This window comes from Streptomyces sp. STR69, from assembly GCF_024519455.1.
In the GTDB taxonomy this organism is placed as follows: Bacteria; Actinomycetota; Actinomycetes; order Streptomycetales; family Streptomycetaceae; genus Streptomyces.
The window spans coordinates 51,645-63,960 of the sequence record NZ_JALJRY010000032.1; the positions used below are offsets into that span (position 1 = coordinate 51,645).

Consider the following 12,316-nt stretch of genomic DNA (forward strand, 5'->3'; position numbering starts at 1 on the left):
GGATGGGGCTGCTGGACATCCTGCTCGGCCGTACGAAACCGGTCGCCCCCGATCTCGACCAGCTGTTCGCGCTGCCCTCGGCGGCGGTGACGCTGGAGGCGGCGGCCGGGTTCAGGGCGACCGGGCGCGGTGCGGTGTGCTTCGCGACGGTGGAGGGCGGAGCGTTCGAGCAGACGCACCGGGAGGTCCAGGCACTTCTGGACGCGGACGCCGAACGCACCGGTCCCCCGGTGGAGTTGACCCAGGACGCCTACGGCTACTCGTGGCTGGTCTCGCGCCGGACCCCGGATCAGTTGTCGGCGCTGGTGAACGATCTGCACGCGGTCAACAGCGCGATGGAGGTCAACGGCTTCGGGCCCCAACTGCTGTGCTCGCTGGCCGGGTTCGAGGACGGAGGGGCCGACGGGGGCCGGCGGCTCGCGCTCGTCTATCTCTACAAGCGCGGGACGTTCTTCCCGTTCGCGCCGCTGGCCGGTGACGGGCAGCGGCGCGACAGCTCACTGGAACTGCAGGTCAAGTCGATGCTCGGCAACGACCTGCGGATCGAGCAGGATCTGAGCCGGTGGTTCCCGGTGTGGGGCGCCCCCGGGTTGTAGGTCCTGCTAGCTCTTCTCTCGTGCCTGCCGACGCGACTCCAGGGGGCGTTCGCGCTGGTAGCGGCGCTCCCACTTGGCCTGCTTGTCCCGGCGGTCGCGGTACGCGCGGTAGCTCGACGGGGTGGCTCCGCCTCCCGAGGAGGAGCCCGCGGCCGACGAGGACGACGCCGAGGAAGAGGACGAGGACGAGGAGTCCCGGCCGTACTGCAGGTACAGGAAGAGGACGGCGACCGCGGCCAGCCACCAGACGTGGTTGCCGAAGCCGAAGACGACCAGGACGACGGTCCCGGATATGACGATGGTGCCCATGACGGGCCTCCGTGGGCGTGGGTGTGGTCCAAGCGGTGTGAACGTGTCCCGACAGGACGCTGGGGTGGGCGGCCGACCGTCGGTGGGTTGGGTGCGAACGAGAGTAGCGCCGACTCCGCAGGGTGACGCCTCCCCTGCGTGAAACGGTGGCGACCTGCTCCGCAATGCGTCTCCAGCGTAGGGAGTCGGTCACTCGGTGTGCATCTTCTTTTCCCGGCCTGGAGTTGTGGTGTCAGATCCCAGGTGACGCCGTCACCACACCCGCCGCCACCGCCGCGCCCAGAGCGGAGTGGTCGGCGGCGGTCTGGGTGGCGTAGGCCGAGGCGAAGTCGGCCACGGCGTGTTCGAAGGTGTCGGTGCCGCCCAGGTACGCGGCGATGGCGACCCGGTCACCGGAGCGGGCGTGGGCGCGGGCCAGCGCGGTGCCGCACAGGCGGCCGTAGGCGAGGAGTTCGGCCGGGCTCATGCCGGCGACGTCCGCGGAGCCCTTCATGTCGCGCAGCTGGCGCCAGTAGAAGGCGCGGCCCTGCGGTCCGGTCATCCAGCCGAGGAAGATGTCGCTCGCGGCCTGGAGCAGGCGCTGGCCGGCGACGACACGGTGACCGGGGTGGACGTACGGCCCGTTCGGCAGATGCTCCTCCAGTACGGACTTCCGCGCCTCCTTGATCTGCAGGAACAGCGGGTCGTCCTGGTCGCGGCCGGAGAGCAGCACGATGAAGCAGCGGGTGCCGACGCTGCCGACGCCGACGACCTTGCGGGCGGCGTCGACGAAGCGGTAGCGGTCGAGCAGCAGACGGCGCTCCTCGGAGAGTGTGGAGCGGTAGTCGCTGAAGATCTTGCGTACGGCGGCCATGTCCGAGGCGCCGGCCGGTTCCAGGAGGGGCGGGTCCCGGACGATACGGCGGCGGCCGTCGACGGTCTCGGTGAGCTTGCCTACGGCGTGCAGGCTGGTGCGGCGGCGGGCGCGGGTGAGGCTGGACTCGACCCGGCGCCGGTTGCGGGCGGAGCGGACCAGGGGCAGCAGGCTGTCGGCGTCGATCCGGTCGTACCAGACCGCGAGTTCGCCCTTACGGGCCAGGGCACGCAGCGCCGTACGGTACGTGGCGGTCGCCTCCAGTGCGGCGCGGTGGGCCTTCGTGTCGCCGTGGCCGTTCTCGCGGGCGGCGACGGCGATGCTGGCGGCGAGGCGTTTGACGTCCCACTCGAAGGGGCCCGGGAACGTCTCGTCGAAGTCGTTGAGGTCGAAGAGCAGGGCGCGTTCCGGGGAGGCGTACAGGCCGAAGTTGAGGAGGTGCGCGTCACCGCACAGCTGCACGGTGAGCCCGGTGTGCGGCTGGGACGCGAGGTCCGCGGCCATCACGGCGGCCGAGCCGCGCAGGAAGGCGAAGGGGGAGGCGACCATGCGGCCGTAGCGGATCGGGAGGAGTTCCGGGAGCCGGTCCCGGCCCTGGCGTTCCAGTACGGCGACGGGGTCGGGGCGGTCCACGGAGGGGATCCAGCCGGCGTGCGCGGAACGGGAAACGCGTTTGCGCGCGGCACGGCCACGTTCCGCTCGGTCGGCCGGGGTGGTCATGTACGCAGTGAAACCGGGTGGGCGCAGGAGCGCATTCCGTGCCCGGCGATCGGGTGAACGAACAGACTGCCTGCCCACCGACCCACCCGTTTACTGTCGGTCGAGAAGTCACCCTTTCAAGCGGAGGTCCTGATGAGCAGCGCGCGCCACATCACCCCGGCCGAACGGCGTGCCCGGCTCGCCCTCCGCCACCGCCTCTCCGCGAGCACCCGCGCCGGAACGCCCGAAGACGTCGCCGACTCCCTCGTCGCCCTGCACGGCTCGGACCCGGCGACGGTGTACCTGGCCGTCGGCGCGCGCCTCGCCGATCCGGCCGGCACCGTGGACGAGACCGCTCGCGCCCTGTACGAGGACCGCACTCTCGTCCGTATGCACGGCATGCGGCACACCGTGTTCGTGTTCCCCGCCGACCTGACCGCCGTCGTGCACGCCTCGACCGGACTCGCCGTCGCCGCACGTGAACGGGCCTCCCTGGTCAAGGACATGGCGAAGGCGGGGGCGCCGGACGCGGTCTGGCTGAAGGAGGTCGAGGACGCGACGCTCGCCGCGCTGGCCCGGCGCGGACAGGCGACGGCGGCCGAACTCGCCGAGGACGAGCCGAGGTTGAGGGAACAGTGGGTGTACGCGGCCGGGAAGAGCTACGAGGGCGTCCACACCTTGTCGACCCGGCTGCTGAGGGTGCTGGGGGTCGAGGGGAAGGTCGTGCGTGGCCGTCCGCTCGGCGGCTGGACGTCGAGCCAGCTGCGCTGGGCGGTGGCGCCGGAACATCCCGAACTGGACGTCGCCGAGGCCCAGTCGGCCCTGCTGCGGCACTGGCTCACGGCCTGCGGCCCGGCCACCGAGGCCGACCTGAAGTGGTGGACGGGGTGGCGGGTGACGGAGGTCCGCCGGGCCCTGGCGGCGATCGGCGCCGAGCCGGTGTCCCTGGACGAGGGGGTGGGTTACGTCGCCGCCGGGGACCTCGATCCGCCGGCCGGCCCCGCCGAACCATGGGCGGCCCTGCTGCCCGCTCTCGATCCGACGGCGATGGGCTGGCAGCACCGGGACTGGTACCTGGCACCGGAGTTGCGCCCCGCACTGTTCGACTACAGCGGCAACGTGGGCCCCACGGTGTGGTGGAACGGGCGGGTGGTGGGGAGTTGGGCGCAGCGGCCGGACGGAGAGATCGCGTGGCGCGTGCTCGACCGGACGGACGTCGGCACGGAGGCCGAGGCGGCGATCGGGGAGGCGGCGGAACGGCTGCGGGGGTGGGTGGGGGCGACACGGGTGACACCGCGGTTCCGGACGCCGGTGGAGCGGGAGTTGTCGGTGTAGGGGTGCGGATATCGGGGCCGGAACCATCGGCCCGTCCGGCGTTTTCAGCGCGGCCTGCATCATTCAGCCTGCGCCCCGTCTTCGGCTCCGGCTCCGGCTCCGGCCGGCATCGTTCAGCCCGCGCCGCGTCTTCGGCTCCGGCCGGCATCATTCAGCCCGTCCGGCGTTTGAGGACGAGGCCGTTCAGGCCGAAGCGGGGGTCTGGGGGCGGCAGCCCCCAGGGACCCCCGCACCGGCGCCGGGCACCGGGCGCCGAAAAGACACACGGCACCCGGCGCCACCCCTCAGCGCGAGTACCGCATCAGCGCCCGCACCATGTGACACGTCGTGTCCGACGGCGCGTGGACGCCGATCAGTTCGGCGGTGCTGCGGATCGTCTCGTTGCGGGCCTGGTTCGGGACGTACACGCCCGAGTCGAGCAGGGCGATGGCCAGCCGCATCGCCTTGAGGCGGCGGTTGTGCGTGACGTACCAGTCCCGCGGGCGTCCGGGCGGCAACGGCCGCTTCGCCACGGGCACGTAGGGCAGGTCGAGTTGGACGGAACGCTTCGCGGTGGACTGGGTCGGCAGCGGCTTCGGCTTCAGTGCGGCAGCGGGCACGGACATCCTCCTGTCGCGGTCAGGGCGCCGTCCGGACCCCCCGGCGACACCCTCGAACACTGCTTCTATTCTACTGCCCACCACTGACAAATGCCCTGGCCACAAAGGCTGTTGAGAGCGTTGTGACGCAGGTGGAAGACGGGTTTTCGCGTACCGTGAGCCCCATGGAGATCTGGATCAACCCGGCCTGTTCCAAGTGCCGCAGCGCCGTGAGCCTGCTCGACGCGGAGGGCGCCGAGTACACCGTCCGCCGCTATCTGGAGGACGTACCGAGCGAGGCCGAGATCAGGGACGTACTGGAGCGGCTCGGGCTCGAACCGTGGGACATCACCCGCACCCAGGAGGCCGTGGCGAAGGAGCTGGGGCTCAAGGAGTGGGCACGGGACGGCAGTTCGCGGGCGCGGTGGGTGGCGGCGCTCGCCGCGCATCCGAAGCTGATCCAGCGGCCGATCATCACGGCGGACGACGGTACGGCGGTGGTCGCGCGCAGTGACGAGGCCGTACGGGAGGCGCTGTCCCGGTAGCGGGTGCGCGGCGACCGATTCACAACACCCGTGTGGCGTACGTCACTTCAGTGACCTCTGTGTCGGGTGAGTTACATCGTTCGGTATCCCGTACATAGCGGCGTACGGTCCCCTACCCCACAGGAGACGCGCATGTCGCGTAGGAGAACTGCCAGCACGAAGAAGAAGCTGGCGCTGCTGGTCACCGCCGCGGCGGTCGCCGGAGGCGGGGCCTTCGCACTCGCCACCACGTCGAACGCGTCGCAGTCGTCGGCCCAGAACGCCAAGACGCTGTCCGCCCCGAACTCGACGGTCTGCCAGGGGCTCGCCACCGCCCTCGGCAACAACCAGAGTTTCATCGCCGGCCAGAAGGCCAATCCCGACGCACAGTCGGCGGCGCGGATCGCCAACCGCGAGGCGGTCATCGCGCAGATCAAGGTGCAGCAGAAGGCGTCCGGTTGCACGGTTGGGGAGTCGGCTCAGGGCTCCCAGGCCGCACAGCCCGCGCAGTCCGCACCCGCACCCGCGGCCACCTCCAAGGCGACCCCTTCGGCGGGCAACACCGGCACCGGTGCCGGTGCCGCCGCGGGCAGCCAGGTGTGCAACGGCTCGACCGTCACGCTCTCCGGCGAGGCCGGTGCGCCCGCCGCGTCCAGCAACCAGTTCCCGGCAGGAACGACGCTGAAGGTCACCAACCTGGACAACAACAAGTCCACGACGGTGAAGGTGACTTCGGTCTCCGGTAGCTGTGTCCTGCTGAACAACGCTGCTTTCGAACAGGTCCGTGAGCCCGGCAAGTTCCTCATCCGCCGCGCTCTGATCCAGAAGGTGGGGTGACGCTCCAGGTCCCAGAAACCGGTGAGGTGACGGCCCTGTCGCTCGGGCCGCCACCAGGTACGTGTCATAGGTCCCGCTGCTTCCGGCCAGAAGCAGCGGGACCGACGCGTTCACAGCCGCCGCGCACTCCCCGGGGGCCAACCCCATCGCATACGAGCCGTCCTGCCGCACCCGTCCGTCGGCCGTCTGCGAGTGCGAACAGCGGGTTCACAGCGGTCTCCCCCGCGAGCCGTGCGCAGCGCACGTGAATCGCGACACAGCGCCACCAGGTAACACGGGGTTCACACTTGGGCAATGATCGGGAAATCGCATATTGACAGGCTGCCCGGCATGAATCGCGGCGCTCCAGTGCCGCTGCGCCGCAGCACCCGCAAGTGCGACGAATGACCCACCCCGAAGGATGTGGCCCGTGACCTTCAAGGCTGAGTACATCTGGATCGACGGCACCCAGCCGACGGCCAAGCTCCGTTCCAAGACGAAGATTCTGGCCGACGACGCCAAGGGCGCCGAGCTCCCGATCTGGGGCTTCGACGGGTCGTCCACAAACCAGGCCGAGGGGCACTCCTCGGACCGCGTGCTCAAGCCGGTCGCCAGCTTCCCGGACCCGATCCGCGGCGGCGACGACATCCTCGTCATGTGCGAGGTCCTCGAGATCGACATGACGCCGCACGAGTCCAACACCCGTGCCGCGCTCGTCGAGGTCTCCGAGAAGTTCGCCGCGCAGGAGCCGATCTTCGGCATCGAGCAGGAGTACACCTTCTTCGACGGCGCCCGTCCGCTGGGCTTCCCCGAGGGCGGCTTCCCGGCGCCCCAGGGCGGCTACTACTGCGGTGTCGGCGCCGACGAGATCTTCGGCCGCGAGATCGTCGAGGCCCACCTGGAGAACTGCCTCAAGGCCGGTCTCGCGATCTCCGGCATCAACGCCGAGGTCATGCCCGGCCAGTGGGAGTTCCAGGTCGGCCCGGTCTCCCCGCTGGAGGTCTCCGACCACCTGTGGATCGCCCGCTGGCTGCTCTACCGCACCGCCGAGGACTTCGGCATCTCCGCGACCCTCGACCCCAAGCCGGTCAAGGGCGACTGGAACGGCGCGGGCGCGCACACCAACTTCTCCACCAAGGCGATGCGTGAGGGCTACGACGCGATCATCACCGCGTGCGAGTCCCTCGGCGAGGGCTCCAAGCCCCTCGACCACGTCAAGCACTACGGCGCCGGCATCGACGACCGCCTGACGGGCCTGCACGAGACCGCCCCGTGGAACGAGTACTCCTACGGCGTCTCCAACCGCGGCGCCTCGGTGCGTATCCCGTGGCAGGTCGAGAAGGACGGCAAGGGCTACATCGAGGACCGCCGTCCGAACGCCAACGTCGACCCGTATCTCGTGACGCGCCTCATCGTCGACACGTGCTGCTCCGCTCTGGAGAAGGCCGGCCAGGTCTGATCCGCCCCGCACCTGCGCGAGGGGGCGTCCACCGTCACGGTGGGCGCCCCCTCGCGTTGTCAGTGGCGCGTGCGAGTCTTGATCCATGGACAGCAACGGGGGCATCGACAAGGACCTCGACATCAAGGTCGAGACGGAGAACGGGCAGACGTACACGCGGACTTCGGCGGTACGGCTGCGGGAGGTGGTGGCGCGGATCGGGGGCGCCCGCGACCGTTTCCTGATCGTGCAGCGGATACCCGACCTCCCGGACGTGTTCGCGCAGGTGTGGCACGAGGAGGGCGGGGACTACCGGCTGGAACACCGCCTGAGCGAGGACGAGTTCTACGGCACGAACCTCACGGATCCCGTGCGCGTGGCGGAGCTGCTGACCGCCTGGGCACGGCAGACGGCCCGCTGGCACGCGGGCCTCGGCTGGGAGCCGGTCGACCTGGGGCCCCGGGAGGAGGTGCCCGAGCTGCCGGACGAGGTACGGGAGAAGGTCGAGGAGCGGGTCAGGACACGGCTGCGCTGCGGCTACGACGACCGGAGGACGCTGACCGAGATCGCCGAGGACTACCTGGTCAAGGGCGACGAGCGGCCGGTCTCCCGTGCGCAGGCCGCGCGGCTGGTGGACCGACTGTGGGTGGAGCGGGTGGTCGAGCAGGCGGCCTGGAACGGCGTCACCGACCCGGACCGGCTCACCCGCGCCTTCGAGACGCTGAACGCGAGCGGCATCACCGCCCGGGAGAACTTCGGCTGCTGCCGAGGGTGCGGCCTCGCGGAGATAGGCGCGAAGCGGGAGGGCGCCCGGGGGTTCGTCTTCTTCCACGAGCAGGTCACCGAGCACGCCGTCGAGGGGCACGGACTCGCTCTGCACTACGGCGGGTTCGACGGCTCGGACGAGACCGCCACGGCCGTCGGGCACGAGGTCCTGGCCGCGCTCCGGAGCGCCGGGCTGTCCGCCGACTGGGACGGCGATCTGGACAAGGCGATCGACGTCAAGCCGCTGACCTGGCACAGACGGCTGGTGGGATGAGGGGCCGGACGTCAATTTCCCGCCAAGGGGGCGTCCAAGCTGTGAGAGAAGGGTCCTGTTGCGGGCGTGTGTCTGCTTCAATGGGCCCATGGGCAACTACCAGAAGTGCGGAGCGACGGGTCGCCATGACCTGGAGCCCTTCTGGCCTTCCCGTCAGCACCATGACTTCGACCGGGTGTGTTGTCGCGCGATGAACGCGCCGGCCCTCTAAAGCCGTACACCCTCGGCCTCCGGCCTGCGCGACTCGATGTACGTCCCTCGACGAACCTCTCGCGCGAAAGAGCTGACCTCTCATGGCGATCATCCGTTCTCTGCCCTCCGCCACTCTCAACGCTCCGGCCCCCTCCCCCGCCCCGAACGGCGCGCGGAACCATCTGCGTGCCGTCGACCGGGACGAGGTGATCGACGTCGCGGAGTTCCTGCCGCCGGGTGCCACCTGGCTGCCTGCGCCGCCGCACACACTGCCGACCCTGCCGGGGCAGCCGCCGATGGTCGGGTACCTCGTCCTCATCCCGGCCGACAGCCCGCACCTCGCCCGGACCGGGCACCCCGACGTCCTGCCGGACGGCGTGCCCGGCATCACCGTCGACGCCGAACCGCTCGTCCGTATCGACACCGTGCAGCGCACCGCGCAGCTCAAGGGCGAGGAACTCGACCTCACGTACCTGGAGTTCGAACTCCTCGCCCACCTGGTTGCCCACCCCAACCGGGTGCACACCCGTGACCAGCTGGTCACCACGGTGTGGGGCTACGGGCACGTGGGCGACGGCCGTACTGTCGACGTCCACATCGCCCGGCTGCGCCGCAAGCTGGGCGTCGAGCACCGCAAGGCGATCCAGACGGTGCGCCGGGTCGGGTACAAGTACACGCCGCCGACCGCGCGTTGATCGTCTGCTGACGGCAGATTCGCGTTCCGTTCCGTGGGCCGCGCGGGCAGAGTCGCCGTATGAGACTTCTGGTGCTGGGCGGTACGGAGTTCGCGGGGCGGGCCGTCGTGGAGGCGGCCCTCGGGCGGGGCTGGGAGGTGACCGTCCTCAATCGGGGACGGCACGCTGTGCTCTTCCGGGGGACACCCCCCGGACCCCCGGGCCTACCCGGGGTACGGGCGTTGCGGGGTGACCGCACCGCGCCCGGTGGGCTCGACGCGCTGGCCGAGGGCGAGTGGGACGCCGTCGTCGACACCTGGTCGGCGGCGCCCCGCGCGGTGCACGACGCTGCGCGGCTGCTCGCCGGGCGGGCGGGCCGGTATGTGTATGTGTCGAGCTGCTCGGTGTACGCGTGGGCGCCGCCCGCCGGGTACACCGAGGACGCGCCCGTTGTCGAGGGCGCCGAGCCCGACGCCGACAAGACGGACTACGCGCGCGACAAGCGGGGCGGGGAGCTGGCCGCGCTCGGGGCGTTCGGGGCGGAGCGGTCGGTGTTCGTGCGGGCGGGGCTGATCCTCGGGCCGTACGAGAACATCGGGCGGCTGCCGTGGTGGCTGACCCGGGTCGCGCGGGGCGGGCCGGTGTTGGCGCCGGGGCCGCGGGGGCTCGCCCTTCAGTACGTGGATGTGCGGGATCTCGCGGAGTGGGTGCTCGGGTCGGTGGAGCGGGAGTTGAGCGGGGCGTACAACCTGATCTCGCCGCAGGGGCACGCGACGATGGGGTCGTTGTTGGACGCGTGTGTGCGGGTCACTGGTGGGGGCGCCGAGTTGCGGTGGACCGATCCCGAGGTGGTGCTCGGGGCGGGTATCGAGCCGTGGACTCAGTTGCCGGTGTGGATTCCGGCCGGCAGCGAGGGGTACGACGCGTTGCACGGCGCGGATGTGTCCCGGGCGGTGGCGACTGGGTTGAGCTGTCGTCCTGTGGAGGAGACGGTGACTGATACGTGGGGGTGGTTGCAGGGCATCGGGGGTTCCGCGCCGCAGCGGCCGGATCGGCCGGGGGTGGGGCTTGACCCTGTTGTGGAGGCGAAGGTGCTTGGGGTGCCGTTCGTGGCGTAGTTCGTTGGGTGCGGGCCGGTGGGGGCTGGTCGCGCAGTTCCCCGCGCCCCTAAAAGCAAAAGCCGCAGGGAACCGGTGTTGGTAGCGACACCCCCATCACGGTGCGCGGGCCCCGTGACCTTGTCGCCGTGCTCCGTGAGACTGGGCCTATGGACACGAACAGGGCCCGTACAGTCGTCACGGCCGGGCTGCGCGGCCTCGCCCTCGCTCTCATCTCCCTCTACGGGTCGCTCGTCCTCTTCGTTCTCATGGTCGTCTCCCTTGTGCTCGTGCCTGTGGGAATCGGGCTGATCACCACGCCCTGGGTGCTGGCCGGCGTGCGGGCGCACGCGAATCGGCGGCGGCTGTTTGCCGTGCAGTGGTGCGGGGTGCGGATTCCGGTGGAGCCGAGCGGGGCGAAGTCCTGGAAAGTCACCTTCCGGTTGCTCGGCTGGCTGTTCGTCGACATGACCGCCGGGTTCGTCACCGCGCTGGTGCCCGCTGCCCTGGTGTTCTATCCGCTGGAGGGGTTCGCGTTGGCCTTCGGGCTGTGGCGCGTGTTCACGGACGGGACGTATGTGGGGTGGTGGTACGGGTTCGTGCCGGTGAGCGGGCAGGGCAGTGCGCTGCTCGCGGGGCTGCTGGGTGTCGCGCTGCTCGTCGCCTCCTACTTCCTCACGCCCGTGCTGCTGCGGATCCACTTTCTGCTGACGCGTTCTGTGCTCGCTCCGGGGCAGGGTGAACTCGCCGAGCGGGTAAGGGTGTTGACCGAGACCCGGCGGGACGCCGTGGACTCCTCGGCGGCCGAGCTGCGGCGGATCGAGCGCGATCTGCACGACGGCGCTCAGGCCCGGCTGGTGGCCATGGGGATGGATCTCGGCACGATCGAGGCGCTCATCGAAAAGAATCCGGCGAAGGCCAGGGAGCTGCTGGCCCGGACGCGTCAGTCCTCCGCCGAGGCGCTGGGCGAGCTGCGCGACCTCGTGCGCGGTATCCATCCGCCGGTGCTGGCGGAGCGTGGACTCGGGGATGCCGTAAGGGCGTTGGCGCTGCGGATGCCGGTGCCGACGGAGGTGTACGTGGACATCGGGGGCGGGCGGGCGGACGCGCCGGTCGAGTCGGCCGCGTACTTCGCGGTGAGCGAGGTGCTGACCAACGCCGTCAAGCACTCCGGTGCCGACCGGATCTGGGTCGACCTCCGCCACGCGGAGGGGATGCTGCGGATCTCCGTCACCGACGACGGTGGGGGTGGTGCCGTGGTCGGGGCGGGGTCGGGACTCTCCGGAGTCGGGCGGCGACTCGGTACATTCGACGGCGTCCTGGCCGTCAGCAGCCCCGCGGGCGGTCCCACCGTGGTGACCATGGAGATTCCGTGCGTGTTGTCCTAGCCGAAGACCTGTTCCTGCTTCGGGACGGGCTGGTGCGGCTGTTGGAGGCCTACGACTTCGAGATCGCCGCCGCCGTGGAGAGCGGGCCCGAACTCACCGAGGCGCTGGCCGAGTTGGCGCCGGACGTGGCCGTGGTCGACGTACGGCTGCCGCCCACGCACACCGACGAGGGGCTGCAGTGCGCGTTGCGAGCGCGGCGGGAGCGGCCCGGGTTTCCGGTGCTGGTGCTGTCGCAGCATGTGGAGCAGTTGTACGCGCGGGAGTTGCTCGCCAACGGGAGTGGCGGGGTGGGCTATCTGCTGAAGGACCGAGTGTTCGACGCGGAGCAGTTCGTGGACGCCGTACGGCGGGTGGCGGGCGGCGGGACGGTGATGGATCCGCAGGTGATTCAGCAGTTGCTGGCGCGACGGGCGGCCGACGACCGGCCGCTGGGACGGCTGACGCCCCGGGAGGTCGAGGTGCTGGAGCTGATGGCGCAGGGACGGTCGAATGCGGCGATCGCGGGGCAACTCGTCGTGACGGAACGGGCGATCGGGAAGCACACGTCCAATATTTTCGCCAAACTGGGGCTGGAGGTCTCGGACGACGACAATCGCCGCGTGCTGGCGGTATTGGCCTATTTGGACCAGGAACGCTGAGCACTAGCTGTGAGTTGATCACAACTGCCGGTGTTTAGGGGCCAGTTGAGAGGGGACTTACCCAGGAACCTCTCATCAATTTATGAGACGGCTGAACACTCCTGGGACCCCCTGCGTATCAAAGGGAGCCGCTTCACTCC

At 70.4% G+C, this 12,316-nt stretch carries 13 protein-coding genes; 10 read left to right on the forward strand and 3 right to left on the reverse strand.

Annotated elements, in window-relative coordinates; all coding sequences use genetic code 11:
- Positions 1-2: 2 nt before the first annotated feature.
- Positions 3-596, forward strand: coding sequence for a PspA-associated protein PspAB (gene pspAB, locus OC490_RS40260; RefSeq protein ID WP_262063001.1), 594 nt, complete (start codon positions 3-5; stop codon positions 594-596).
- A gap of 6 nt (positions 597-602) precedes the next feature.
- On the opposite strand, the gene OC490_RS40265 is transcribed toward pspAB, so the two are convergent.
- Positions 603-905, reverse strand: coding sequence for a hypothetical protein (locus OC490_RS40265; protein ID WP_262063002.1), 303 nt, complete (start codon positions 903-905; stop codon positions 603-605).
- A gap of 232 nt (positions 906-1,137) precedes the next feature.
- The gene (locus tag OC490_RS40270; RefSeq protein WP_262063003.1) at positions 1,138-2,478 is read right to left on the reverse strand and encodes a DUF2252 domain-containing protein; all 1,341 of its coding nucleotides are present in this window, start codon (positions 2,476-2,478) and stop codon (positions 1,138-1,140) included.
- A gap of 132 nt (positions 2,479-2,610) precedes the next feature.
- Here OC490_RS40270 and OC490_RS40275 point away from each other — a divergent pair, with 132 nt between their 5' ends.
- Positions 2,611-3,792 carry a winged helix DNA-binding domain-containing protein gene (locus OC490_RS40275; RefSeq protein ID WP_262063004.1) on the forward strand — a complete coding sequence of 394 codons (1,182 nt, stop codon included), beginning with the start codon at positions 2,611-2,613 and terminating at the stop codon, positions 3,790-3,792.
- A 284-nt stretch (positions 3,793-4,076) separates the two neighbouring features.
- Here the strand turns inward: OC490_RS40275 and OC490_RS40280 are convergent, their stop codons facing one another.
- Positions 4,077-4,391 carry a hypothetical protein gene (locus OC490_RS40280; protein WP_262063005.1) on the reverse strand — a complete coding sequence of 105 codons (315 nt, stop codon included), beginning with the start codon at positions 4,389-4,391 and terminating at the stop codon, positions 4,077-4,079.
- Positions 4,392-4,555: 164 nt separating this feature from the next.
- On the opposite strand from OC490_RS40280, the gene OC490_RS40285 reads away from it, so the two are divergent.
- The 8 genes from OC490_RS40285 (at position 4,556) to OC490_RS40320 (ending at position 12,176) form a co-directional block, all read left to right on the forward strand.
- A complete protein-coding gene (locus OC490_RS40285; protein ID WP_262063006.1) occupies positions 4,556-4,915 on the forward strand; it encodes an arsenate reductase family protein in 360 nt (119 codons plus the stop codon).
- A gap of 132 nt (positions 4,916-5,047) precedes the next feature.
- Positions 5,048-5,731: a septal ring lytic transglycosylase RlpA family protein gene (locus OC490_RS40290; protein WP_262063007.1), complete on the forward strand. Its 684-nt coding sequence runs from the start codon at positions 5,048-5,050 to the stop codon at positions 5,729-5,731.
- 409 nt (positions 5,732-6,140) lie between these two features.
- Positions 6,141-7,169 carry a glutamine synthetase gene (glnII, locus tag OC490_RS40295; protein ID WP_262063008.1) on the forward strand — a complete coding sequence of 343 codons (1,029 nt, stop codon included), beginning with the start codon at positions 6,141-6,143 and terminating at the stop codon, positions 7,167-7,169.
- A gap of 85 nt (positions 7,170-7,254) precedes the next feature.
- The gene (locus OC490_RS40300; protein ID WP_262063009.1) at positions 7,255-8,187 is read left to right on the forward strand and encodes a DUF6891 domain-containing protein; all 933 of its coding nucleotides are present in this window, start codon (positions 7,255-7,257) and stop codon (positions 8,185-8,187) included.
- Between the two features lie 293 nt (positions 8,188-8,480).
- The gene (locus OC490_RS40305; RefSeq protein ID WP_262063010.1) at positions 8,481-9,074 is read left to right on the forward strand and encodes a winged helix-turn-helix domain-containing protein; all 594 of its coding nucleotides are present in this window, start codon (positions 8,481-8,483) and stop codon (positions 9,072-9,074) included.
- 59 nt (positions 9,075-9,133) lie between these two features.
- Positions 9,134-10,171 carry an NAD-dependent epimerase/dehydratase family protein gene (locus tag OC490_RS40310; protein ID WP_262063011.1) on the forward strand — a complete coding sequence of 346 codons (1,038 nt, stop codon included), beginning with the start codon at positions 9,134-9,136 and terminating at the stop codon, positions 10,169-10,171.
- Positions 10,172-10,320: 149 nt separating this feature from the next.
- Positions 10,321-11,538 (forward strand): sensor histidine kinase, encoded by a 1,218-nt coding sequence (locus tag OC490_RS40315; RefSeq protein WP_262063012.1) that lies wholly within the window; start codon positions 10,321-10,323, stop codon positions 11,536-11,538.
- Positions 11,523-12,176 carry a LuxR C-terminal-related transcriptional regulator gene (locus tag OC490_RS40320; protein ID WP_262063013.1) on the forward strand — a complete coding sequence of 218 codons (654 nt, stop codon included), beginning with the start codon at positions 11,523-11,525 and terminating at the stop codon, positions 12,174-12,176. The genes OC490_RS40315 and OC490_RS40320 overlap by 16 nt, the downstream gene beginning before the upstream one ends.
- Positions 12,177-12,316 lie beyond the last annotated feature (140 nt).